This is a genomic window from Mycobacterium sp., assembly GCF_035314665.1.
Taxonomy (GTDB): Bacteria; Actinomycetota; Actinomycetes; order Mycobacteriales; family Mycobacteriaceae; genus Mycobacterium.
The window spans coordinates 1-24,333 of the sequence record NZ_DATFZD010000065.1 but is presented as its reverse complement, the minus strand read 5'-3'; the positions used below and the strand labels follow the sequence as shown (position 1 = coordinate 24,333).

19 protein-coding genes and 2 pseudogenes are annotated in these 24,333 nt (G+C 65.2%); 9 read left to right on the top strand and 12 right to left on the bottom strand.

Going from position 1 to position 24,333, the window contains the following annotated elements; translation table 11 throughout:
* Positions 1 to 31: 31 nt before the first annotated feature.
* Both VKI00_RS04875 and VKI00_RS04870 read left to right on the top strand, forming a co-directional pair.
* Positions 32 to 3,367: a transglutaminase family protein gene (locus VKI00_RS04875; RefSeq protein ID WP_324435881.1), complete on the top strand. Its 3,336-nt coding sequence runs from the start codon at positions 32 to 34 to the stop codon at positions 3,365 to 3,367.
* A gap of 23 nt (positions 3,368 to 3,390) precedes the next feature.
* Positions 3,391 to 6,054 (top strand): circularly permuted type 2 ATP-grasp protein, encoded by a 2,664-nt coding sequence (locus VKI00_RS04870; RefSeq protein WP_324435897.1) that lies wholly within the window; start codon positions 3,391 to 3,393, stop codon positions 6,052 to 6,054.
* Here VKI00_RS04870 and VKI00_RS04865 read toward each other — a convergent pair.
* Both VKI00_RS04865 and VKI00_RS04860 read right to left on the bottom strand, forming a co-directional pair.
* Positions 6,051 to 7,103, bottom strand: a complete 1,053-nt coding sequence (locus tag VKI00_RS04865; RefSeq protein WP_324435880.1) for a putative zinc-binding metallopeptidase — start codon at positions 7,101 to 7,103, stop codon at positions 6,051 to 6,053. The two genes, VKI00_RS04870 and VKI00_RS04865, sit on opposite strands and share 4 nt — an antisense overlap.
* Positions 7,096 to 8,049, bottom strand: a complete 954-nt coding sequence (locus VKI00_RS04860) for a transglutaminase family protein (protein ID WP_414687117.1) — start codon at positions 8,047 to 8,049, stop codon at positions 7,096 to 7,098. Before VKI00_RS04860 ends, VKI00_RS04865 begins: the two co-directional genes overlap by 8 nt.
* A gap of 109 nt (positions 8,050 to 8,158) precedes the next feature.
* On the opposite strand from VKI00_RS04860, the gene VKI00_RS04855 reads away from it, so the two are divergent.
* Together VKI00_RS04855 and VKI00_RS04850 are read left to right on the top strand one after the other, a co-directional pair.
* Positions 8,159 to 8,548, top strand: a complete 390-nt coding sequence (locus tag VKI00_RS04855) for an MmcQ/YjbR family DNA-binding protein (RefSeq protein ID WP_324435877.1) — start codon at positions 8,159 to 8,161, stop codon at positions 8,546 to 8,548.
* A gap of 263 nt (positions 8,549 to 8,811) precedes the next feature.
* The gene (locus VKI00_RS04850) at positions 8,812 to 9,255 is read left to right on the top strand and encodes a transglycosylase family protein (RefSeq protein ID WP_324435875.1); all 444 of its coding nucleotides are present in this window, start codon (positions 8,812 to 8,814) and stop codon (positions 9,253 to 9,255) included.
* Between the two features lie 79 nt (positions 9,256 to 9,334).
* On the opposite strand, the gene VKI00_RS04845 is transcribed toward VKI00_RS04850, so the two are convergent.
* Positions 9,335 to 9,772 (bottom strand): nitroreductase family deazaflavin-dependent oxidoreductase, encoded by a 438-nt coding sequence (locus tag VKI00_RS04845; RefSeq protein WP_324435873.1) that lies wholly within the window; start codon positions 9,770 to 9,772, stop codon positions 9,335 to 9,337.
* 147 nt (positions 9,773 to 9,919) lie between these two features.
* Between VKI00_RS04845 and VKI00_RS04840 the strand changes: the two genes are divergently transcribed.
* Positions 9,920 to 10,150: a hypothetical protein gene (locus tag VKI00_RS04840; RefSeq protein ID WP_324435871.1), complete on the top strand. Its 231-nt coding sequence runs from the start codon at positions 9,920 to 9,922 to the stop codon at positions 10,148 to 10,150.
* 5 nt (positions 10,151 to 10,155) lie between these two features.
* Here VKI00_RS04840 and aspS read toward each other — a convergent pair whose 3' ends face one another.
* Positions 10,156 to 11,949, bottom strand: a complete 1,794-nt coding sequence (gene aspS, locus VKI00_RS04835) for an aspartate--tRNA ligase (protein WP_324435869.1) — start codon at positions 11,947 to 11,949, stop codon at positions 10,156 to 10,158.
* 38 nt (positions 11,950 to 11,987) lie between these two features.
* Here aspS and VKI00_RS04830 point away from each other — a divergent pair, with 38 nt between their 5' ends.
* Positions 11,988 to 12,869: an oxidoreductase gene (locus VKI00_RS04830; protein ID WP_324435868.1), complete on the top strand. Its 882-nt coding sequence runs from the start codon at positions 11,988 to 11,990 to the stop codon at positions 12,867 to 12,869.
* 115 nt (positions 12,870 to 12,984) lie between these two features.
* Here the strand turns inward: VKI00_RS04830 and VKI00_RS04825 are convergent, their stop codons facing one another.
* Positions 12,985 to 13,527 carry a hypothetical protein gene (locus tag VKI00_RS04825; RefSeq protein ID WP_324435866.1) on the bottom strand — a complete coding sequence of 181 codons (543 nt, stop codon included), beginning with the start codon at positions 13,525 to 13,527 and terminating at the stop codon, positions 12,985 to 12,987.
* Between the two features lie 167 nt (positions 13,528 to 13,694).
* Between VKI00_RS04825 and VKI00_RS04820 the strand changes: the two are divergent.
* Positions 13,695 to 13,824 (top strand): annotated as a pseudogene (locus VKI00_RS04820) (SRPBCC family protein); the annotation flags it as partial.
* Between the two features lie 3 nt (positions 13,825 to 13,827).
* On the opposite strand, the gene VKI00_RS04815 reads toward VKI00_RS04820, so the two are convergent.
* From VKI00_RS04815 to VKI00_RS04800, 4 genes are all read right to left on the bottom strand, one after another.
* Positions 13,828 to 15,213: a hypothetical protein gene (locus VKI00_RS04815; RefSeq protein WP_324435864.1), complete on the bottom strand. Its 1,386-nt coding sequence runs from the start codon at positions 15,211 to 15,213 to the stop codon at positions 13,828 to 13,830.
* Positions 15,214 to 15,377: 164 nt separating this feature from the next.
* Positions 15,378 to 16,439: a sulfotransferase gene (locus VKI00_RS04810; protein WP_324435862.1), complete on the bottom strand. Its 1,062-nt coding sequence runs from the start codon at positions 16,437 to 16,439 to the stop codon at positions 15,378 to 15,380.
* A gap of 53 nt (positions 16,440 to 16,492) precedes the next feature.
* On the bottom strand, positions 16,493 to 17,503 hold the full coding sequence (locus tag VKI00_RS04805; protein WP_324435860.1) for a 3-oxoacyl-ACP synthase III family protein: 1,011 nt from the start codon (positions 17,501 to 17,503) through the stop codon (positions 16,493 to 16,495).
* A 171-nt stretch (positions 17,504 to 17,674) separates the two neighbouring features.
* Positions 17,675 to 19,168, bottom strand: a complete 1,494-nt coding sequence (locus tag VKI00_RS04800; protein WP_324435859.1) for a carboxylesterase/lipase family protein — start codon at positions 19,166 to 19,168, stop codon at positions 17,675 to 17,677.
* An 81-nt stretch (positions 19,169 to 19,249) separates the two neighbouring features.
* Here VKI00_RS04800 and ypfJ point away from each other — a divergent pair, with 81 nt between their 5' ends.
* A complete protein-coding gene (ypfJ, locus tag VKI00_RS04795) occupies positions 19,250 to 20,128 on the top strand; it encodes a KPN_02809 family neutral zinc metallopeptidase (protein WP_324435857.1) in 879 nt (292 codons plus the stop codon).
* Position 20,129: 1 nt separating this feature from the next.
* Here the strand turns inward: ypfJ and VKI00_RS04790 are convergent, their stop codons facing one another.
* Positions 20,130 to 21,140: an Rv2578c family radical SAM protein gene (locus tag VKI00_RS04790; protein WP_324435855.1), complete on the bottom strand. Its 1,011-nt coding sequence runs from the start codon at positions 21,138 to 21,140 to the stop codon at positions 20,130 to 20,132.
* Between the two features lie 126 nt (positions 21,141 to 21,266).
* On the opposite strand from VKI00_RS04790, the gene VKI00_RS04785 reads away from it, so the two are divergent.
* Positions 21,267 to 22,295, top strand: a complete 1,029-nt coding sequence (locus VKI00_RS04785; protein ID WP_324435853.1) for a hypothetical protein — start codon at positions 21,267 to 21,269, stop codon at positions 22,293 to 22,295.
* A 94-nt stretch (positions 22,296 to 22,389) separates the two neighbouring features.
* Here VKI00_RS04785 and VKI00_RS04780 read toward each other — a convergent pair whose 3' ends face one another.
* Positions 22,390 to 23,436, bottom strand: coding sequence for a hypothetical protein (locus VKI00_RS04780; protein ID WP_324435851.1), 1,047 nt, complete (start codon positions 23,434 to 23,436; stop codon positions 22,390 to 22,392).
* Positions 23,437 to 24,192: 756 nt separating this feature from the next.
* Positions 24,193 to 24,333 (bottom strand): annotated as a pseudogene (locus VKI00_RS04775) (type VII secretion protein EsxI); the annotation flags it as partial.

Sequence of the window (24,333 nt, the reverse complement as noted above, 5' to 3'; positions counted from 1 at the left end):
CCTTCTGACTGTTGTGATGGGATCAGCGGTTATGACCATCAAAGTTGCGCTGGAGCATCGCACCAGCTACACCTTTGACCGGCCGGTCCGGGTATATCCGCACGTCGTGCGGCTGCGCCCGGCGCCCCACTCACGCACACCCATCGAGGCCTACTCGCTGCGCATCGAGCCGTCCGACCACTTCATCAACTGGCAGCAGGACGCGCTGGGCAACTTCCTTGCCCGGCTGGTGTTCCCGAACCCCACCAGCCGGCTGACCATCACCGTCGGGCTCATCGCCGACCTCAAGGTGATCAACCCGTTCGACTTCTTCATCGAGGACTGGGCCGAGACCTGGCCTGCCGGTGGCCTGAGTTATCCAAAAGCGCTCGCCGACGACCTGGAACCGTACTTGCGGCCGGTTGACGAAGACGAAGACGGCTCCGGCCCCGGTGAACTGGTCACCGAGTGGGTCCGTGACTTCTCGGTCCGGACCGGCACCCGGACCATCGACTTCCTGGTCGCGCTCAACCAGGCGATCAACGCCGACGTCGGTTACAGCTTGCGGATGGAGCCCGGCGTGCAGACGCCGGATGTCACGCTGCGGACCGGCATCGGCTCGTGCCGCGACTCCGCGTGGCTGCTGGTATCGATCCTGCGCCAGCTCGGGTTGGCCGCCCGATTCGTGTCCGGCTACCTGGTACAGCTGGCATCCGACGTCGAAGCGATCGATGGACCGTCGGGGCCGGCCGCCGACTTCACCGACCTGCATGCATGGGCCGAGGTTTACATCCCCGGCGCCGGGTGGATCGGGCTGGACCCGACGTCGGGGCTGTTCGCCGGTGAAGGGCACATCCCGTTGGCGGCCACGCCGCATCCGTCGAGCGCGGCCCCGATCACCGGCCGCATCGAGCCATGCGAATCGGTGCTGGAATTCAGCAACACCGTTACCCGCATCCACGAAGACCCACGCGTCACGCTGCCCTACACCGACGAGGCTTGGCACACGATCTGTGAAGTCGGCCGCCTAGTCGACGAGCGCCTCGCCGCCGGCGATGTTCGGCTCACCATCGGCGGCGAGCCCACCTTCGTTTCGGCGGGCATCCACCCAGACAAGTCATCCGAGGAATGGACCACCGCCGCCGACGGCCCGCACAAACGCCAACGGGCATCCGATCTGGCTGCCCGGCTCAAGGCGACGTGGGCCCCGCAAGGGTTGATTCAGCGCGGGCAGGGCAGGTGGTATCCCGGTGAACCGTTGCCCCGCTGGCAGATTGGGCTGTACTGGCGGGCCGACGGGCAGCCGTTGTGGACCGACAACGCGCTGCTGGCCGACCCGTGGAGTCCCGACTCCGGCAGCCCATCCGCGGATAACGAGACGGCCTACAAGCTGCTCGCCGACATCGCCGACGGCCTGGGACTGCCGCCGTCACAGGTGCGGCCGGCCTACGAGGACCCGCTGTCGCGGCTGGCGGCCAAAGTCCGTCAGCCCGACGGCGATCCGGTGGCATCCGACGACGACCTCGCTGACGACACCGCCGCCGGCCGCGCCGCGCTGCTGGCACACCTCGACGACTCCACCACGTCCGCGGCGGCGTTCGTGCTGCCGCTGCACCGCCGCGACGACGACCTCGGCTGGGCCAGCGCCGACTGGCGGCTGCGCCGCGGCCGCGTCGTGCTGCTGGACGGGGATTCGCCGGCGGGTCTGCGGCTGCCGCTGGATTCGATCAGCTGGAAGCCGCCACGCACGTCCTTCGCCGCCGACCCGACCGCAGTCGGTGAGACGCTGAGCCTGTCTGAGGGTGACTCGCTGGTAGAGGACGCCGACGATGCGCCGATCACCGCGATGGTCGCCGAGGTTCGCGACGGGCTGCTCTACATTTTCATGCCGCCCACCGAGGCCCTCGAACACTTCGTCGACCTGATTGGCCGGCTGGAGGCCGCGGCCGCGAAGATCGGCTGCCCGGTCGTGATCGAAGGCTACGAACCGCCGCCGGATCCGCGGCTGACGTCGACGACGATCACCCCCGACCCCGGGGTGATCGAGGTGAACATCGCGCCGACCGCCAGTTTCGCTGAACAAGCCCGACAGCTGGAGACGCTCTACGAGCAGGCCCGGCTGGCCCGGCTGGCCACGGAATCGTTCGACGTCGATGGCACCCACGGCGGCACCGGCGGCGGTAACCACATCACCCTGGGCGGCATCACGCCCAAGGACTCACCGCTGCTGCGCCGCCCCGACCTGCTGGTCTCGCTGCTGACCTATTGGCAACGCCACCCGTCGCTGTCCTACTTGTTCGCCGGGCGGTTCGTCGGCACCACCTCGCAGGCGCCGCGGGTCGACGAGGGCCGCGCCGAGGCCCTCTACGAACTCGAGATCGCCTTTGCCGAGATCGCCCGGCTTACTTCGTCTTCCAAGCACGACCGCCCGCAACCCTGGGTGACCGACCGCGCGCTGCGGCATCTGCTCACCGACATCACCGGCAACACTCATCGCGCCGAGTTCTGCATCGACAAGCTCTACAGCCCGGACAGCCCGCGTGGTCGGCTGGGTCTGTTGGAGCTGCGCGGATTCGAGATGCCGCCGCATCTGCGGATGGCGATGGTGCAGTCGCTGCTGGTGCGTTCGCTGGTGGCGTGGTTCTGGGACGAGCCGCTGCGCGCTCCGCTGATCCGGCACGACTCGAACTTGCACGGGCGATATCTGTTGCCGCACTTCCTCATTCATGATATCGCCGACGTCGCCGCCGACCTGCGCGCGCACGGCATCCGGTTCGAGACCAGCTGGCTGGACCCGTTCACCGAATTCCGGTTCCCGCGCATCGGCACCGCGGTGTTCGACAGCGTCGAGATCGAGTTGCGCGGCGCGATCGAGCCGTGGAACACCCTCGGTGAGGAGGCCACCGCCGCCGGGACCGCCCGTTACGTCGACTCGTCGGTCGAGCGCATCCAGGTTCGCATCATCGGCGCCGACCGCCACCGCTACGTGGTGACCTGCAACGGCTACCCGATTCCGTTGCTGGCCACCGACAACCCCGACATTCATGTCGGCGGGGTGCGGTTCCGGGCCTGGCAGCCGCCCAGCGCGCTGCACCCGAGCATCACGGTCGACGGTCCGCTGCAGTTCGAGCTGGTCGACCTGGCCACCGGCACGTCGCGGGGCGGCTGCACCTACCACATCGCCCATCCCGGCGGCCGCGCCTACGACGAGCCCCCGGTCAACGCCGTTGAGGCCGAGTCCCGCCGCGCCCGCCGCTTCGAGGCGACCGGCTTCACCCCGGGCAAGCTCGACCTGTCCGACATCCGGGAAAAGCAGGCCCGAATTTCCACAGATATCGGCGCGCCGGGCATCCTCGACCTGCGGCGCGTGCGTACCGTTCTGCGGTAATGGCATTGGGCGATATGGCTGAAATGGCGTTGCACTCCAGCGAGCCGTCGGCGGTTCCTCCCGACCGCTACGACGCCGACCGGCTGCTGGCCGGGTATCGCGCCGCGCGCGCACAGGAAGCACTGTTCGACCTGCGCCAAGGTCCGGGCGCCGGCTACGACGAATTCGTCGACCAAGACGGGAACGTGCGGCCGGCGTGGACCGAGCTGGCCGACACGGTCGCCGAGCGCGGCCGGGTCGGGTTGAATCAACTCCGCGCGGTGGTGCACAGCCTGATCGACAACGACGGCATCACTTACACCGAAGTCGATCCCCACCGGGACGGGGCCACCGGGGCGTCCAAGCTCCAGGGCGTGGAGCCGAGGCCGTGGAGCCTGGACACACTGCCAGTCGTGGTATCCGCGGCCGATTGGGAAGTGTTAGAGGCCGGGCTGGTGCAGCGGTCGCGCCTGCTCGATGCGGTGCTCGCGGATCTGTACGGGCCCCGCAGCTTGCTCACCGAAGGCCTGCTTCCACCGGAACTGGTGTTCGCTCATCCCGGCTATGTGCGAGCCGCCAACGGAGTCGAGGTGCCCGGGCACCGCCAGCTTTTCATGCACGCCTGTGACGTCAGCCGGCTGCCGGACGGCAGCTTTGCGGTCAACGCTGACTGGACGCAGGCGCCCTCGGGCGCCGGTTATGCGCTTGCCGACCGGCGTGTCGTCGCACACGCGATTCCCGATCTCTATGAGCGGATTGCGCCGCGGCCGATGACACCGTTCGCGCAGGCGCTGCGGCTGGCACTCGTAGACGCGGCACCTGATGTCGCCCAAGACCCGGTGGTGGTGGTGCTCAGCCCGGGCATCTACTCAGAGACCGCGTTCGATCAGGCGTATCTCGCTACGCTGCTGGGTTTTCCGCTGGTGGAAAGCGCTGATCTGGTGGTGCGCGACGGCAAGCTGTGGATGCGCTCGCTGGGCACGCTGAAACGCGTTGATGTCGTTCTTCGCCGCGTCGACGCCGTCTACGTGGACCCGCTGGACCTGCGGGCCGATTCCAGGCTCGGTGTGGTCGGCTTGGTGGAGGCGCAACACCGGGGGACGGTGACCGTCGTCAACACGCTGGGCAGCGGTATCCTGGAAAGCCCAGGGCTGCTGCGTTTTCTGCCCGAGCTGGCCGTGCGGCTGCTGGACGAAGCCCCGCTGCTGGATACCGCGCCGGTCTACTGGGGCGGTATCGCCGGCGAACGCTCGCACCTGCTGGCGAATCTCTCGTCGCTCTTGATCAAATCCACTGTCGGCGGGGAAACCATTGTCGGACCGACACTTTCGTCTTCACAGTTGGCTGAATTGGCCGCGCAGATCGAGAGCACGCCGTGGCAGTGGGTCGGCCAGGAGCTGCCGCAGTTTTCGTCGGCGCCGACCGACCATGCCGGAGTGCTGTCGTCGGCCGGCATCGGCATGCGGCTGTTCACGGTTGCTCAACGCAGCGGCTTCGCGCCGATGATCGGCGGCGTCGGCTATGTACTGGCACCGGGTGCCGCCGCCTACACGCTGAAAACCATTGCGGCAAAGGATGTCTGGGTGCGTCCGACCGAGCGTGCACGCGTCGAAGCGATCACCCTTCCGACGGTTGCGCCGCACGCGAAGACCGCTACGGGCACCTGGGGGATCAGCTCGCCGCGTGTGCTGTCCGACCTGTTCTGGATGGGACGCTATGGCGAGCGCGCAGAGAATACGGCCCGGTTGCTGATGGTCGCCCGCGACCGCTTCCACGTCTACCGGCACCAGCAGGACACCGAAGAAAGCGAGTGCATCCCGGTGCTGATGGCCGCGCTCGGCCGCATCACCGGAACCGACACCGGAGCGGATAACGACCACGCCGAGATGATCGCCATTGCCCCCTCGACGCTGTGGTCACTGACTGTGGACCAGGCCCGGCCGGGATCCCTCGTTCAGTCGGTGGAGGGGCTGGCGCTGGCCGCCAGGGCGGTGCGCGACCAGTTGTCCAACGACACCTGGATGGTGCTGGCGAGTGTGGAGCGCGCGCTCGCACAACGGTCCGACCCGCCGCAATCGCTCGCCGAAGCCGACGCCCTGCTCGCGTCGGCCCACGCGCGCACCATGGCCGGGATGCTGACGTTGTCGGGAGTGGCCAGCGAGTCGATGGTGCGCGACGTGGGCTGGACCATGATGGACATCGGCAAACGCATCGAACGCGGCCTCTGGCTGACCGCGTTGTTGGGGGCCACGCTGATTGCGGTCCGCAGCGCGGCCGCTGAGCAAACCGTTATCGAGTCGACGCTGGTGGCGTGTGAATCCTCGGTCATCTACCGGCGCCGCACCGTCGGCAAGGTCAGCGTTGCCGCAGTGAACGAGCTGATGCTGTTTGACGCAGACAACCCGCGGTCGTTGCTCTATCAGCTGGAGCGGCTGCGGGCCGACCTCAAGGACCTGCCCGGCTCGTCGGGGTCGTCACGTCCGGAACGGATCGTCGATGAGATGAGCACCCGGCTGCGCCGGTCTGGCGCCGCCGAGCTGGGGATGCTCACCGTCGACGGACGCCGTGCCGAGCTGGCGGACCTGCTCGCCGCGATACACGCCGAGCTGCGCGATCTGGCCGAAGCGATAACCGAAACGCAGTTGGCGTTGCCCGGCGGCATGCAGCCGCTGTGGGGCCCCGACGAACGACGGGTGATGCCCGCCTAGCCGCCGACAGCGGCCCTGGGCGAATCCGAGGTCACCTCGTCAATAACGGTGTGGATGAACTGCATCTTGTCCAGAACTTTGGCCGGCAGCACAAACGGATACAGGTCGTCGTGGCCCATCGATCGGTTCACCATGTTCAGCGACCACGACAGCGGCAGCCACAACTCGATGATGTTAGGAAAAGCGCTGGGGCCCAACGCCGGCCGGTCGAAGGTCGCGGTTGCCGGTGCCAGACCGCACCACGCGGAGGTATCTAGAGTGTCGCGGATGTGCAGGTAGTGGGCGAACGTTTCGGCCCAGTCCTCCGCGGCGTGCATGGTCGCATACGACGACACGAACTGCTTCTTCCAACCCTCCGGCGGGCCGTCGCTGTAGTGGCGGTCCAGCGCCTCCTGGTAATCGGCGTCCGGATCGCCGAACAACTCGCGGAACCGCACGTCGTGGTCGCTGGACGGCGAGATCAGCCGATAGAAGTAGTAGTGCCCGACTTCATGGCGGAAGTGCCCCAGCAGAGTGCGATACGGCTCGTCCATCTCGACTCGCAACTGCTCACGGTGTACATCGTCGCCCTCGGCCAAATCGATAGTGATGACGCCGTTTTCGTGTCCGGTCAGCACCTTCTCGTGTGCACTGGACAGCAGCCGGAAAGCCAAGCCGTAGTCCGGATCCTGATCGTGGCCGACAATCGGCAGCTTGAGCTCATGTAGCTCGGCGACCAGCCGTCGCTTGGCTGCTTCGGCTCGGGCGAACTCCGCGAGGCCGGCGGTGTCGGCGTCATTGGGCCGTTCGATAGTGAGCACACACGACGCGCAAAGCAGGCGAGGTTGATTGATCGGGACCAGCCAGTTGCATTCGGCGACATGACGATTGGCGCACAGTTCATATTCGCCGGCGCTGACGAAGCCGGTCTGGTCGGCGTCGTCGCCGGTGGTGATCACCAGCAGGGCCATCTCGTCGAGGGAGAAACCCAGTGTGCTCCCGCACGCCAGGCAAGCCGAGTTCTCGAACGTCAGGCGTTGGCCGCAGTTGGGACAGTGGAAATCACGCATACGGCTCGTCACCTTCGTACGGCACGACGTCCACGGCGACGTCGATCACGCTTTTCTTGGAGTTGGTGTAGATGATCCCGCGCAGCGGTGGGACGTCGGCGTAGTCACGGCCGCGCCCCACGACGATGTAGCGCTCGTCGACCATCTGGTTATTGGTGGGGTCCAGCCCCAGCCACTCGAACCGGCCAGGCGGTTGCGGGGTCCAGATCGCGGCCCAGGCATGGGTTGCGTCGACTCCGATCATTCGATCCTTTCCCGGTGGTGGATCGGTGGCCAGGTATCCGGAAACGTAGGCGGCCGCCAACCCGTTGGCACGCAGGCAGGCGATCGCCAGCCGAGCGAAGTCTTGACATACCCCTTCCCGGGCCATCAGAACCTCATTGACTCCGGTGGAGATCGTCGTAGAGCCGGTTCGGTAGGTGAAGTCGGTGTGGATCCGTGCCGTGAGATCGCGCAGCACCTCGATCAGCGGTCGTCCGGGCGCGAAGCTGGAAGCGGCGTAGTCGCGTATCGCGTCGGTGATCTCGGGCGGATCCAGGTCCAGAGCGAACTCGGTGGCCAACGCGCCCTGCACTCCCACCGGGCGGGACTGCTCCCACGCGGCCTGCGCCGGTCCGCTCCCCCAACGCTCCGGCGGCGATGGGTACACCTCGACGATCGACTCGCTGGTGATGGTCAGGGTCTGGTGCGGCTCGGTGACGTGGAAATACGAGCTGATGTTGCCGTAGGTGTCACGGCTGGTTGAGCTGTCGGCGGGCGCTGGTGAGATCCGCAGCTCGTGAAACAGGCACCGCTGCCGGGCCAGGTCACGCGGGGTCAGGAAGCCCCGCCCGTAGGAGCCGGTCACCACGTGGGAGTAGCGGTATTCGGTGCGGTGGGTGATCCGGTAGCGGGCCCCCGGGCCCGGCGGCTGCTGATCCGGTGCGAGCGGCTCGCCGGGAAGCACGAGATCGGCCACAGCTGTAACACTAGCCAGCCCCGGCCCGACGGGACGACTGAACGACGCTGCGCGGCGTTCCGCGCGCTGGCCACGCGATATGGGAGCACAATGAGTCATGGCCACGTGGGAGGACGTCGCCAGCATCGTCGGCGAGCTCCAGCTCACCGACGAGCGGTCACCGCGCGAATGGCGGGTAGGCAAGAAGCTGATCGCCTGGGAACGCCCGCTGCGTAAGTCCGATCGGGAAGCGTTAGCCGCGTTGGGGAGTGAACCACCAGAGGGCGACATCCTGGGCGTGCGGGTGGCCGACGAGGGCGTCAAGTTCGCGTTGATCGCCGACGAACCGGGCGTGTACTTCACCACCCCGCATTTCGACGGCTATCCGGCGGTGCTGGTCAAACTCGCCGAGATCGATCAGCTGGGACTTCGTGAGTTGATTGTCGAGGCGTGGCTGACGCAGGCCCCGAAGCGGCTCGTGCAGGAGTTTCTGGGCGAGGTCACCTAACCGCCGGCCGGCACCCGCGCGAGCCTCAGAAGTATCAGATGTCACTCTGATAACACCAGCAACTTTAACCACTCTAGATGACTGAATCACGACTAGATAACTCTAACAACTTTAGAAGTCATAAGTAACAATTGCACCAATAACCACCCTAATTAACTTAAATGAACTCCAGCAACTAGAAACGCCGGCGCATCAAAGATCTCATTAAATTGCTAAAGTCCCACCCGTTGACAGTTTTCACGCTGGTTTGTTACACGTGTTAAATGAGTTATTTACGCGGAACACTGAGCATGCAATCGGTGTGCAAGTCGCTGGTGATTTCCGCGTTGGTCGTCCTGGGTATATCGCTGTTCATTGATCCCACTACCGGGGTGGCCTACGCGGAAGGCATGGACTGGGATGCCGTAGCGCAATGCGAGTCGGGCGGCCGCTGGAACGCCGACACCGGCAACGGGTTCTACGGTGGCCTGCAATTCAAGCAGTCCACCTGGGACGAGAACGGCGGCGTCGGCAACCCGGCGACCGCCTCCCGCGATCAGCAGATCGCGGTGGCCAACCGGGTGCTGGCCACCCAAGGGCCCGAGGCCTGGCCCAAGTGCGGCGGCAATCAGGACCTCTTCCCGATTGAAATCGTCAACATCCTGCGGTCCGGGCATCCGATCCGCAGCACGCTGCACAAGCTGTGGTCGCTATCGGTCCCGCAGTAGGGAATTCGCGGGGCCGAAGTAATCGGTCCGTGATCGGCTGGGCCGGTCGCTCGGATCGCCAGCTTGGAAATCTCGCTGGCTAAGCGACCGGCTGCAGCTCGAAAACCGGGATGATCCGGGTAGTCCTCGCCTGATACTCAGCGAAACCCGGGGCCGCCGCGGTGATCTTGGGGAAAAGCTCGTCCCGCTCCGCAGGCGGCAATTCACGGGCAGTCACGTCGGAGGATTCGTTGCCGATCTCGACACGAGCCGACGGGTTTGCGTGCAGATTATGCACCCACGCCGGGTTGACGTCGGCGCCCGCATAAGACCCGAGGATGAGCAGCTTGCCGTCGACACGGAAGAAGGCCAACGGGGACAGTCGAGGCTGACCGGACTTGGCGCCCGTCGTGGTCAACAGCAACAGGTCGGCACCCTCGAATTGGCCGCCGACCTTACCGTCGTTGGCGCGAAATTCGTCGGTGACTGTCTTGTTGAACGCCTTGATCGTCTCGGCATCCGGGATCGGTTGGGCCATATGCTTTGCTCCTCGTTATCGCTTCGCTCTGCATCGACAACCCAGCGGCGTTCTTCGTCTATTCCGTCTCGAGATCGATGCCGTATGCGCCGGCGATTACCTACGTGGTAAAACTTACCTACCTTAACTATCAATTGGATACGAGCCATGACGGACCGCCGGTTTGACCTGCAACTCTCCGACGCCCTCGCCGAGGGAGCCATCTGGGATAGGCGCAAGGGCAACCATGAAGGCGCCGTCGAGATCCTCAAACGCGTCGAGGGCCGGATCGGGACGCGATTTCTTGTCCAAGGTTTGGAGTCAGGGCGCCAGTGGCTCGTCTCCCATTCCACCCTCCTGGGGACCTACGCGCCTAGGAAAACAGCGCCCCCGCTGTGAATCGCTCAGGGCCCGGCAGTTGGGGGCGCAGGTACCACCGACTCGGGCACTATGTCGATACCGGACTCCTTGCGCTGTTGGGCAGTGATCGGTGCCGGAGCGTCGGTCAGCGGGTCGACACCGCCGCCAGACTTCGGGAAAGCAATGACCTCGCGGATGGAGTCCGTCCCGGTCAGTAGCTGGACGATCCGATCCCAGCCGAACGCGATCCCGCCGTGCGGCGGCGCACCAAAGGTGAACGCATCCAGCAGAAATCCGAACTTCTCCTGCGCCTCGGCCGCGCCGATGCCCATCATCGCGAACACCCGTTCCTGAATGTCGCGGCGGTGGATACGAATTGAGCCGCCACCGATCTCGTTGCCGTTGCAGACGATGTCGTAGGCATCCGCCAGCGCGCCGCCCGGGTCGGTGTCAAAGGTGGCCTCCGACTCGGGCTTGGGCGACGTGAACGCGTGGTGCACCGCGGTCCACGCGCCACTGCCCACCGCGACATCACCGGCGGCGGTAGCCTCATCGGCCGGCTCAAACAACGGAAAATCCACCACCCAGGTGAACGCCCACGCGTTTGGGTCGATCAACTCCAGCCGATGCGCGATCTCCACGCGAGCCGCACCCAACAGCGCGCGCGACGCCTTGGCCGGCCCCGCCGAGAAGAAGATGCAGTCGCCCGGCTGGGCGCCGACGTGTGCGGCTAGTCCGTCGCGTTCAGCGTCGGACAGATTCTTGGCGACCGGCCCGCTCAGCGTGCCATCGTCACCGACCAACACGTACGCCAGGCCCTTGTGGCCCCGCTGCTTGGCCCAGTCCTGCCAGCCGTCCAGTGTGCGGCGCGGCTGCGATGCCCCACCGGACATCACCACGGCACCCACATACGGCGCCTGGAAAACCCGAAAAGTGGTGTCCTTGAAGAAATCTGTGCACTCGACTAGCTCAAGCCCGAAGCGCAGGTCGGGCCTGTCCGAGCCGAATCGTCGCATCGCGTCCGCGTAGCTGATCCGCGGCAACGGCAGCGGCACGTCGTAACCGACCAACGCCCATAACGCCTTGAGCACCTGTTCGGAGATCGCGATGACGTCGTCGGCGTCGACGAAACTCATCTCCATGTCGAGCTGAGTGAACTCCGGCTGACGGTCGGCCCGGAAATCCTCGTCGCGGTAGCACCGGGCGATCTGGTAGTAGCGCTCCATACCGGCTACCATCAGCAGCTGCTTGAACAGCTGCGGGCTTTGCGGCAACGCGTAAAACGAACCGGGTTGCAACCGCGCGGGCACCAAGAAGTCGCGTGCGCCTTCCGGTGTCGAGCGCGTCATCGTCGGGGTCTCGATCTCGACGAAGTCATGCGCGGCCAGCACCTCACGCGCTGCGGCATTTACTTTGGAGCGCAACCGAATTGCCCCGCCGGGGCCGTCGCGGCGCAGGTCGAGGTAACGGTGCTTCAGGCGGGTCTCCTCACCGGCCGGCTCGTCGAGCTGAAACGGCAGCGGCGCGCACTCCCCCAGCACCGTCAAGGTCGTTGCGTTGACTTCAATTTCGCCGGTGGCGATCTCGGGGTTGGCGTTGCCCTCCGGCCGGATCTCGACGACACCCTCGACGGCGATGCAGAACTCGGCCCGCAGGCGGTGCGCCTGGGCCAGCACGTCGTCGGCGCGGAACACCACCTGAGAGGTACCCGACGCGTCGCGAAGGTCGATGAAGATCACTCCGCCGTGGTCGCGCCGACGCGCAACCCATCCGGCCAGCGTGACTTTTTGGCCCGCATCGGCGGCGCGCAACGATCCGGAAGCATGACTGCGTAGCACGACAGCACAGTCTAGAGGCGGGTAATTTCAGAGAAGTCATGGATATTGCAGTTGTCGGTCCCGGCGCCGTCGGTACGACGGTCGCCGCATACCTATATGCCGCCGGTCACCCGGTGCTGGTCTGCGGGCGGACACCGCGACCACAGATCGAACTACGGCCCGACGGGGCGGACCCGATCGTGGTGCCCGGCCCCGTCTGCACCGATCCCGCCAAGATCGCCGGGCCGGTCGAGCTAGTCCTAATGGCCATCAAAGCCACCCAAAACGACGACGGAGGTCGCTGGCTGGCGCGGCTGTGTGATGAGCACACCATCGTCGTCGTCCTACAAAACGGTGTCGAGCAGGTCGAGCAGGTGCAGCCGCACTGCCCGTCGTCGACGGTGATCCCCGGCATCGTTTGGTACGGCGCCGAGACTCAGCCCGAAGGATGGGTACGGCTACGCACCGAAGCCCGGCTGGTACTGCCGACCGGGCCTGCCGCAACCACATTCGCCGAGTTGTGGCGCGGCGCGGGCGGCACGGCCGACTGCGATCCCGACTTCACCACCGCCGCGTGGCGCAAGCTGCTGGTCAATGCGGTGGCCGGTTTGATGGCGCTCACCGGGCGACGGGCCGGAATGTTCCGCCGCGACGACTTGTCCGCCATGGCCAGCCGGTACGCGGCCGAATGCCTGGCGGTCGCCCGCGCCGAAGGCGCGCATCTGGGCGACGACGTCGCCGACGGCTCGGTCGAGATGTTTCGTCAGGCGCCCACCGATATGGGCACTTCGATGCTGGCCGACCGCGAGGCCGGCCGCCCGCTGGAGTGGGACATCCGCAACGGGGTGATCATCCGCAAGGCACGCGCGCACGGAATTCCGACACCGCTCAGCGACGTCCTGGTGCCGCTGCTCGCAGCGGCCAGCGACGGCCCCGGTTAGCCGGTCAGTGTTGCCTTGCCCGCGTCCGGCGCTCCGACTCCTGCGTCCGCCGCCGACGACAAACGGTCAGTTGGCTCACCCATGCGCGCCGTCGAGGGGCGGCACCGGTCAACCGTCAGAGCCCGGCGAACCCGCACGCCAACCCGGCGATGGTTTCGATCTGGTCGGGGAGAACCCACTGGTCAAAGGATGATAGGGCGTTGTCGAGCGCAATCAGGCCATAGTCAGTCGTGGGAAGATTTGTGATGTCGGTCGCCAGGGTGACGCCCTCGGTATAGAAGGTTTGCGCTTCGGTGACGGCGGCGGCGTCGCTCGCGGGGGTGGCGAAGGAAAACTCGAAGTCACTGGCGGGGATGACCGGTGTGTTCGTGAGCGCGTCGACCAGACCCACATGGAGGTCGTCCGGAACACCCAGGAGATCGTCGTCCAAACCGATGAAAAGCTGTGTGAGACCAGCCGGCGAATCGCCATCCGTGGACGCGGTTGTGAAAGCGGTCGCAGCGGCGGTTTCCTCGGCCTGGATGTCGGCGAGGATGTCGGAGAAATCGTCGGCGCGAGCGGTCGGCGCGGCTGCTGCCGAGATCATTGCCGCGGCCGCGAAAGCACCGGCAGCCGCGCTTAGGCCGACCAGCAGGGCTCGCGATCTCTTCTGGCCCATGGGAGACTCCAATCTCTCGAAGGCACCATAGATAACGTGCCAGCTGAGAAAATCGGCACCATGCCGCCATGATTTTCTCAGAAAGTAACCTGTTGTTCTCGGCAGGAGGTCGCGATGCGGGCCAGCGAAGGCGCCGGTCAGACACCTTAGGAGTGCCCATGGCGAAGATGTTTCCCTGCGGACGCATCACCGTGAGTTTTACCGAGACCGCGCCGTACACGTTCACCAACCAGTGTCGACCTCGCCATCACACCCGAGCAGCTGTTCGAAGTGCTCACCGACGCGGAGGCCTGGCCAGCGTCAGATGCCGCCGAGCATATCGGTGGCGAGACCTGCGGCGGCGTCAAACATGTTGGGAAGGGTGAAGTCCCCGAGGGGTGTCACCAAGGTGTCCGTGATCGTGTCGGCCCCGCCGGTTGCCGAGACGATGTCGGTGTAGACGTTCTCGAAGCCGCTGGGGCCAAAAGTGACAGTCTCGAATACCGAGCCGACCGGCGGAGCGTCGGCGCCTAGGTCTTTGGTGACTAGGACTGTTTCGGTGGAGTCACCGAACGTGTCCAATGTGTTGCTGACGTCGGCAGTGAATTGTCCGGTCGCGCCATCGGCGTTCGTATAGGCGAAGTCCTGCGTTCCCTGGACGGCGACGTCCCACGGCGGAAGCCCGTTGACCCCGGTGAAATCCAGAGTGCCTAAGGGAGTGAGGTGGTCGCCGCCGGGCAAGTCGATGGCCGGTGTATGTTCGGCTTGGGCGGCCTCAAAGGCGGTGGGAATTTCGAAGTTCCCTAACGGGGTGTTCAACGTATCCGTGATCAGGTCCGGGCCGCCGTTCGTCCCGAGGAGCTCGGAGTACACCAGCTCGATACCACCGTAACCGATGGTGTTGACGATCGAGCCGACCGCCGGAGTATCCAGAGCGGTGGTGCCAACAGTGCCTTCTAGGTCCTTGGTGACGAGCACCGCCTCGGTGTACGTGCCCAGGGCATCCGCGGTAATCGTATCGTCGGCGTTGAAGGCAGGGTTAGCGCTGTTGTCAACGAAGAACTGCTGCGTTCCCTCGAAGGCGACGGTCAGCGGCGAAAGCCCGGTTATTCGATCAACGGCTTGTGAGCCATCGGGATTGATGTCGGTACCGTATCCGATGCTGACGCCATCGGCATCGGCGATGGCGGGATCGGCTGCGTCAAAGGTGACCGGAATGTTGTAGTCCCCCAACGGGGTTTTCAAAGTGTCGGTAATGATGTCGCCGGATGGCGAGTAGATGTCTGAGTACACGTTCACCAAGGTGCCGTTATCAAAGCTATATGTGGCGAACACCGACCCGACTGACGGAGCGTCGGTGCCTGTTGGGTCGGAGGCGACGTAGACCTGTTGGCCGGTAGCGACGACATGGTTAAAGGTGGTCTCTAAGCCGGAGAACTGTCCGCTGTCACCGGTCGTGGTGTCGGTATAGTCAAATTCTTGATCCCCCTCGACGCTTCCCTGCACAGCCGGAGGGGCAAGGTCGAATGTGCCAAAAAATCCGTCGCCGTAAATTCCGGTGACCGTTTCGGTTGAACCTGGGGTGGCAACGATATCCCAGTCGTCGGCCAGGGCGGCGCCAGCCGGCAGGAACGCGGCGCCCAACAAGCCACCTGCGGCCGCGCCCAGGGTGCGAGTGATGCGACGACGAGGACGACGATGACGCACGGGCGACTCCTTCAATGTGCAGGTGGGCTGGCCTGAGGCTAGCGCCCGCAGCGAGCGAACATGTTAAAAACCTGAAGACTTCTCATATTTCTGTAATAAATGCTTATTCAAGTGGTCCAGCTTTCGGTCGAAAGATTCCAGGTTTTCGGACGGCAACCGCGCGATCAGCCGGCCGCGCCCGAGAGCCCGAACGCGTCGTAGACGAACCCGAGGTCGGCTCGGATGCGCTCCGGGGTGAGGCCGAACTGGTCGGGCGAGTGTTCGTGGCGGCTGGTGTAGCTGCGCTGCCGTTCCGCCTGCGCTCGCACCTCCTCTTGAAAGGCCTCGGTGGGCTTGACCTCGATGAAGTCGAGGATCCGCGCCATCGTCGGCTCGAGGTTCTGAATGAGGTCCTCGTAGCGGACCACGCAGAGGTTTTTTTCAGGGATGCGCCCGGTTGAGTTCGCGTCATGGAAGTCGCGGAGCATCGCGCATGAGGCCTGGTAGAGGTTCTCGATCCAGCGTCGTTGGTCTTCTTTTTTCGTGCGGTTCCAGACGTCGTACCCGTTCTCGAGCACGCTGGCGAGCAGCGACATACCGGACGGGATGACCTCGACCGGATCGCGAACGACGTACACCAACCGGCAGTCGGGGTAGCGCCGCAGCAGCGCGTCGAGCCGGAATGTGAGCATGCTCGACTTGACCAGGATGCGGTTGGCGCGCTTGAGCGTCAGGTTCCGTCGCCAGCAGGCCTCGTAGTAATGGAAAAAGCGCTCCTCGTCTCGCGGTGCCACGCCGTCGATCCCGAATTCGCGCCGCGACAGCTCACTCCCCCAAATATCCTGCCAGGCAAGGAAATACGCCCAGGCGAACGGACCGTCGAGGGTACGGAAAAACCACGCCACGTCGTCAGTCTCGATGCCGCGCAGGCTGGTGTCGTGCACGTCTGAAGGGTGGTAACGCGCCGGCGACAGCCGGTCAAGCCGTGGGACGATCCGGCCGAGTAACTTACGTGCCGTAATGGCCGGGAAGAGCATCTCCCACAGCTCGAAGGCGGCCATATCGCCGGCTCCCAGCAGCAGCCGGTGCAGGAAGGTAGTGCCGCTGCGCGGGTTGCCGATGATGAAGATCGGCCGGTCGATCGTCTGCTTGCGGTGGCGGGGATAGACGAGGTGGTCGAGGCCCAGCGTCGTGGTCGAGATCGCCTGGCGCACCTGCAGCAGCGCGAACGCGCCGAGCGGCCGCAACCAGAACCCGAACGTCTTGCCGATGACCCGGTATAGGTGCAGGTAGCGGCTCATCAGCCTTCCCACACCGCGGCGGCAGCCACGATGGTGAACCCGGCCGCGGCGCTGCCGACGACGATTTTGTCGCCGGCCCGCACGGTCCCTGTTTTCAGGCGGTAGTCCAGCGCGAGCGCCCACGAGGTGCTCGCCGTGTTCCCGAACAGCGAGTGGGTGTGGATGCCCGCCTGGGGCCGCGCGCCCAGCTCGCTCAACACTTGCTCCAGGACCGCTTCGCTTGGCTGGTGGAAGGCATAGTGGTCGACGTCCTCCGGCGACCATCCGGCGTCGGCCAGCAGGCGACGGAGCTCCGGCTGCACGTGAACCGAGAGCGCGAACAGCTCCTTCGAATGCGACGTGAAGTGGCCGTCGACAGGCGCCCGGCACAGGGCGTAGTGCTCGGAGAGCGTCTTGTGCAAAATCCCCACCAGCCGCGCGCTGCCTGCCGGCAGCGGCTCCCGCGAAATCACCAGCGCGGCGGCGGCGTTTCCGAGCGTCAGGCCGGCCACACCTACCGCGACGTCTTCGAGCGACTGGATGTCGTGGGTGATCCGGTCACGTGTCAGTTCGCCAGCGCAAATGAGCGCCGTTTGGATGTCGTCGTGCAGGGCGAAATAGCCGGCGGCGACGTGCAGCGCCTCGATGAGTCCGGCACAGGCGCAGGTCACGTCCATGGCGTGCAGTGGCTTCGCGCCGAGGCGCCCTGCGACTTCGGCCGCGGTCGCCGGCTCGAACGCGTCACGGGCAATCCCACCGTAGATCAGCAGGTCGATGTCGGTCGCCGCCACGCCGTTCTCCTGCAGGCAGGCGCTCGCCGCGCGCGACGCGAACTCGCCGGGCGACAGCGCGGGGTCCTCGTCGAGGTAACGCATCTTGCTGTTACATCGGTCAAACACATACCGAATGCTTTGCTGGATCGAATCCCACTCCGATGCCGAACCACGAAACGACTCGCGCACCCGCGACAACACCGCTTCGTTATCAAACGCCGCGTCCGGAAGAACAACCGCCGGCCGCGACAAGTACATACACGGAAGTTTCGAACCCTCACTGGAATTTCTCGACACTTGTGCCCCCGTCCTGGACAGTCGTCAGCAGTGCGCGAACGACTTTCTTAGCCTGCAGAAGTTACCGTGCCCTTGGCGCCGCAGCCACCTAAATCCGGAAAATTGGATGTGCTCGCCTGCGGATCGCCGCGATCAGTAAATACCCTCCCACGCTGAGCGACGTGCAGCGTCCGGGTCGTCGATGATGACGTCGGACGCCGACCGGATGACGCGGGTGGCCCGCCGGCTGTCGTAGCGGGGCCAGTCGTCAGACCACCCCTGACCACCCGACCAGCCCGCGGTGGCGAAGTCCAACCACATCCGCTGCATCCGACGGCCCACGGCGGGTGGTAGCCACCTACCCAGCGGGTGCAGCCGTCGGCCCAGGTACGAGCCGTAATTGTGCTGGATGTGCACGATCTCGCTGCCATGCGTAGCGCCCAAGCCCAGTGCCCGCAGCGTCCACGGCGTGTGGTCGAACCGATAGACATACGTCGGCGCATGCGCACTGTAGGCGTCGGCCAACGCCCAACTCGGGGCGACGAACATGGCGTCGGCGCCGATGGCCTCCAGCGCGCGGCGACGTGGGTAGCCGGGGTAGGCGGCCAGCACCCGATCCCGCATCCCCGGCGCCAGCCGAGTGAAATAGCTGTCGATGTTGGCCGGTGTCGTCGGCAGCATCGGCGGCTTGTCGCGGACGAACAGCGACGCCTCGTTCCGGTTGGTACCGATGATCAACGGGACTCGGGGCACCGTGCCCGCCCGGGCGGCCTCGATCGGATGCCGCGGCAGCAGATCTACCCCGTAGGTCAGCCCATGCGCCAGCGTCGGCGTTGTCGCGATACTCGCCAACTGCAGCGTGCCGGCGGCACGGCGCAACTCGCGCTGCGGCAGTTCTTTCAGCTCGGACGGACTTACTCCCAGTCGGCTCAGGAACCGCTGCGCCTGCTCGGCTCGCGTCGCGTGGTCGGCGATCAGCGGCAAGGCAGGGCTCTGTGCAATCGCCCGGCCGAACAACCCGTCGGCGGCCGGGCTCGCCAGTAGCGCCAATACCGAAGTGGCGCCCGCGGATTCGCCGAACACGGTGACCCGGTCCGGGTCGCCGCCGAACGCGGCGATGTTGTCACGCACCCAGGCCAACGCGGCGATCTGATCGCGCAGGCACAGATTATTTTCGAAGCCTTCGCCGAGATCGCCGAGCTCGAAACCGCCGAACACCCCGACCCGGTATGTCACGTTGACGACGACCACGTTGCCGTTGGCGGCCAGCCGCGACCCGTTGTAGTGCTGCAATTGTCCGGCGCCGTTGAGGAACGCTCCCCCGGGAATCCACACCATCACCGGCACCGCCCCGGATACATCGGGCGACCACACCGTCACCGTGAGGCAGGCCTCGTCGCGGATCTTCGGGTCATTGCGGTCGCCCGCGACCATCGAGCGGCTCTGCAGCGGCAGCGGCGCGTGCTCGACGGCGTCGCGCACACCCGTCCACGGCGACGGCGGCGCAGGCGCGGCGAATCGACGCTGGCCGACGGGTTGCTGCGCATACGGCACACCGCGCCACACCGCGACGCCGCCTTCGACGGTGCCGCGAAGATCGCCGACGGTCGTGTGCGCAAGAGCGGGAACTTCGGCAACCGCGGGCACGCCTGAATCGTAGTGTGCAAAGCTGATCCCGCTGGGCTGAAAGCTCTTGGGAGCCGTGACACACACGCAACGGAGAATGCGATGACCTTCAACGACGGTATGCAGATCGACACCAGTACGACGTCGGCATCCGGCGGAGGCGGGCGGGTGATGGCGATCGGCGGCGGACTGGGCGGACTGTTGTTCATCGTCGTAGCGTTGCTGCTCGGCGTCGACCCCGGCAAAGTGGCGACCCAGCTGCCGATGAACACCAGCCAGGACGTGGCACCCGGCTTCGACCTGAACCAGTGCCGGACCGGAGCCGACGCCAACAAATACGTGCAGTGTCGCGTGGTGGCGACCGGCAATTCCGTCGACGCGGTCTGGAAGCAGCTGATGCGCGGATACACCCGACCTCGGGTGCGGTTGTTCAGCGATCAGGTCAACACCGGCTGCGGCCCGGCCACCACCGCGGTCGGACCGTTCTACTGCCCGGTGGACAAGACCGCCTACTTCGACACCGGCTTCTTCCAGGTGCTGGTCGACCAATTCGGTTCCAGCGGTGGACCATTGGCGCAAGAGTATGTGGTCGCTCATGAGTTCGGCCACCACGTCCAGGATCTGCAGGGAACTCTCGGCCGAGCCCAGCAGGGCGCGCAAGGCTCCGGCGGCAACGGCGTGCGCACCGAGCTGCAGGCCGACTGCTACGCCGGGGTGTGGGCGCACTACGCCTCGACCGTCAAGCAGGAGAGCACCGGCGTGCCGTACCTGGAGCCGCTGAGCGACAAGGACATTCAGGACGCACTCTCGGCGGCGGCCTCGGTGGGAGACGACCGGATTCAGCGAGAATCGACCGGGCACACCAACCCCGAGTCGTGGACCCACGGCTCGTCGGAGCAGCGTCAGCACTGGTTCACGGTCGGCTATCAAACCGGTGACCCCAACCAGTGCGACACCTTCCGCGAACCGAACCTCGGCTAGCTCAGAACAGCGTCGGCTGCGAAACCTCCGCGACCCGATTCGGCGGGGCGGCGTCAGAGCGTCGCTGATCACCGCCCAGCCCGTACTTGGCGACCAGCGGTGCCGCGCGCGTCCGTAGCTCGTCTCGGTACGACGGCGGCAAATATGCTCCGCGCCGGTACAAGTCGCGATACGGCCGCACCAGCTGCGGGTGGGCGCGCGCAAGCCAGGACATGAACCAGCCTCGGGTCGATCCGCGCAAATGCAGCCCGAACACCGTGACGCCCGTGGCCCCCGCCGAGGCGATCTGGCGCAGCAGACCATCGAGGTGCTCGACCGAATCGGTCAGGTACGGCAACACCGGCGCCACCATTACGTGGCAGTCCAGGCCGGCCTCGCGAATCGCCGCGATCAACCCCAGGCGAGACTGCGGGGTGGGCGTACCCGGCTCGACCTGCTTGTGCAGTTCGGGATCAACGACCGCGAGCGAGACGGCGAGGCTGACCGGCACCTGCCCGGCAGCGTCGGCGATCAGCGGCAGGTCACGCCGCAGCAGCGTGCCCTTGGTCAGGATCGACAGCGGCGTGCCCGACCCCGCGAGTGCGCCGATGATGCCCGGCATCAACGCGTAGCGCCCCTCGGCGCGTTGATAGGGATCGGTGTTGGTGCCCAGTGCGACGGTCTCGCGACGCCAGGATCTGCGGCCCACCTCGCGGCGCAGCACCTCGGCGACGTTCGTCTTGACGATGATCTGGGTGTCGAAGTCGTTGCCGCAGTCCAGATCGAGGTATTCGTGCGTGGGTCGGGCGAAGCAGTAGCGACAGGCGTGCGAACAACCTCGGTATCCGTTGACCGTGTATCGAAACGGCAACGCGGCGGCGTCGGGAATTTTGTTCAGCGCGGACTTGCACAACACCTCGTGAAATGTGATGCCATCGAACTGCGGTGTGCGCACGCTGCGGACGAAACCGATGCGGTCCAATCCGGGCAGCGCGCCGTCATCGACCTCGATGCTCTGGCCGTCCCACCTCATACCCTATTCGAACGCTTGTTCTACAAGGTGTCAAGCCCGGCGTCCGCGACCAGGGGCTGCAATTGGCGACGCGAGTCCTCGACAATCCGCCTGCGCATTGCCGGTTGTGATTTAAGGTGGATCATCGTGACGTCTGATTCCGACGCTCCGGGGGGCAACAAAAACCTCAAGTGGGCGATGGGCGCGGTGGGTGCCGTGGCTGTCCTGGCGACGATCGTCGCTGTCGTATTGCTTTTCGGTGGAGGCGGTTCGGGGGCACCGAAAGGGGCTCACCCGGATGACGGTTCGAGTCAAGAGGCGGCGGCCGGCGTGGCGAGTGCGAAAGACAACGGGCCGGTCACCGTGATCACCGAAGACCCCAGCTGCACCGCGTGGACATCGATCAACAGCGAGCTGGCAAACAGCGGCGCAGGTCTCTGGAATGACCGGGATAGGTCTGTTCCGGCCTCGGCGTGGACGCCGAAGCTGCGCGCGCAATTCATCGCAGCCGCGCAGTCGATGCGCGGTGCGGCGGCGCAAGCGGTCGGCTTGGTCAAGTTGACGCCGCATCGCGTGATGCGTGAGCTGTACCAGCAATTCATTGCCTACGCCCGCGCCTATGCCGAACGTGTCCCAAAATACACGCCGGCCGATAACAACCTGGCGGGTGCCGCGAACAGCGCGTCGTCTGCTCTGGGAGCAATCTGCGCTGCAATCAGCGACGGTCCCGCGGCTGCGCGGGGCCCCTTGGTGCCGCCTTCGGCGCCGCCGTCGGACATCGCCCCGGTGGGTAATCCCGTTAACCCGCAGCCCTTTCTCACGACCACCAACCCGGTGTGCGATGACTGGAAGTCGGCGCTAGACCAGTTCGGCAGGGACACCGAGGCATGGCAGAGGCTGGACCCCAACATCCCTGCGATCTACTGGAATCGCGAGCAGAAGGCCGTCAACTATGCGGTGGCCCCGGTGATGAACAGCTATGCGAGCAAGCTCGAACAGTTTGGCCGGCAAAGCGATAACGCGGTCTGGCAGGATTTGGCCAACCTCTCCGCGCAGTATCGGCGCGCATTCGTTACGTCGCTGCCCACCTACACGCCGACCGACAATCATTTGGCCAACGCCGCAAACTACGCGTCGACAACAATCCTCGGCGCCTGCGCAGCGGTGGGCGACTAGTCCAGCCGGCAGAGCCGACCGCAGCGCTGCGGCGAACACCCCTCGAGGCTCCGCCGCAGCGTTACGTTCAGTGCCGGGTTACTGCTGCGAGATCTCAGAACCCCGAGAACAGGTCGACCACCCACCCGCTGGCGTTGGGTGCAAGGTCGCCGCTCAGCAGTGAGGTGATGTCAGCGACGGCGTTGGGGTCGAACGCCGTGGCGATTTCACCTAACGCGGTGTCCGGGTTCAGCAGGGTGCTGATGTCCCCAAAGAGTGCGCTCGAATCCGCGGTCGCGCTGGCGTCGACCGCGTTCAGTGCCTCCTTGGCGCGTTCCCCGAGATCGCCTGCGATCGTCTCAGTCGCCCGACGGATGGTCTCGACCGACCCCTCTTCGCTCAGCAGCCCTTGAGCTCCCACTCTGCTGGTGATGTCCGTCACGTCCGTCCCGAGCATTGTCATTCCGCCACCATCGTCGTCACCGAGGTTGTAGCCGTTGAGGAACCCGTCCAGGATCGTGGAGGGCGCGTTGAGTAGGTCGTTGAAGGCCAAAGTGTCGTCGTTGTTTTGCAACGCGTCGACGATGTCCTGACTGACCCCGGCGAACGCAACCTCGGCGGCACGGGGTCCCAGCAACATAGCCTGCTGAATTTCGGTGAACCATTCCGGAACATTGAACTGACCCAATGAGTCTGAGGCGAAGTTGGTGTAGACGTCGCCCGGGCGCAGGACGTTGTCGAGGTTGTTCGTGATTGATTGAGAGACGTCGAAGAAGGCGTTCTCCAACGGCCGCAGCACACTCAGCGGCGCCTCGGTCAAGAACTGCGAGATGACCTGATCCGCGGCATAGACGTCACCGGACGTCAGATCGCTGGTGAACTTTGACAAAACTTCCGGCAAGTCTTGCAGAGCGTTCACCAGGTTGGTGCCGGAGGTCTCGAACCCCGTCGCGAACTCGTTCGAGTAGTCCAGCTGGTTCTGCATGATCGCCGACAGGATCGGGGTGGGGTCGTTGCTGAAATCCGAGCCAATGTTCTCCAGGTTGGAGAAGGTGTTGGTGAAAACGTCAGCCCAGGTGCTGACTGGGAATTCCTGACCATGCGCGATAGCGGCCGCGCTCACCACATCGGCGACGATGTCCTCGGCGGCAGTGAGCTGCACTGCGCGAGTCTGAATCTCCAGTGCCGGCGGCCCCAGCGGGGCAACGGCAAGCAGGCCGGCGCCCGCTATGACAACACCGGCGGTGACATTAAGGGCGAAGAGCGAGTTCCATGACCATCTCCTTCGACGGAAACCGACCTGTAACGAGCCGCGCTTGTGCGTTCGTGTCGAATGCTAGCTGAGAGCAATCTGAGAAACATCCGAAAACACGAAATCAATTTCCAGAATTCCGGATGTGATGGCCTGCAGGCCGGAGCCCGGCTTTTTGAGCAGGCGGTTAAGCTGGCCGATCGTCGCCGCTCAGCCGGAAAGTAAATAGGCTGTTGCCAACACTCGCGAGCCAGTCCCTACGCTTGTTAGGACAGGGAAAGCCCGCCTTGCCCCGTCGCGCCTGCCTAGGGCATGTGTAGCCCCGATCGCGGCCGGTCTGCGACGTAAAACCGATCATGATTCGGCCCGTTATGAATGCGCAGTGGCTGCATTTGTCGGACGGGCTCAGTCGAACCGTAATCGCCTTTGGCGACGCCCGACTTTCGCCGCGTTCGTATTACTGAACGAAGTTCAATAGCTGCTGAGATTCGCCTGAGAAGCACCGAGTCTCACCAAAAGCAAATGCGCCTGTGACAACGATTACAGAACCTTTACCCGAAATCGAATGATTAACAGCCGCAACAGGTTTCAGCAAGACCTGGGCAGCCGGAAACGACTGTGGCCCGCACACCGGTTGGTGTGCGGGCCACAGTCGGTTGTGTGAGGTTAGGCCCAGCTGCCGCCGACGGCGTTGTCGGTGGAGTTCATGTTGTTCCCCGCCGTTTGCACCTTCTGGCCGTGCTGGTTGGCCTGCTCGTAGATGACCTGGAAGTTACGACCCAACTGGGTGATGAACTCCTGGCAGGC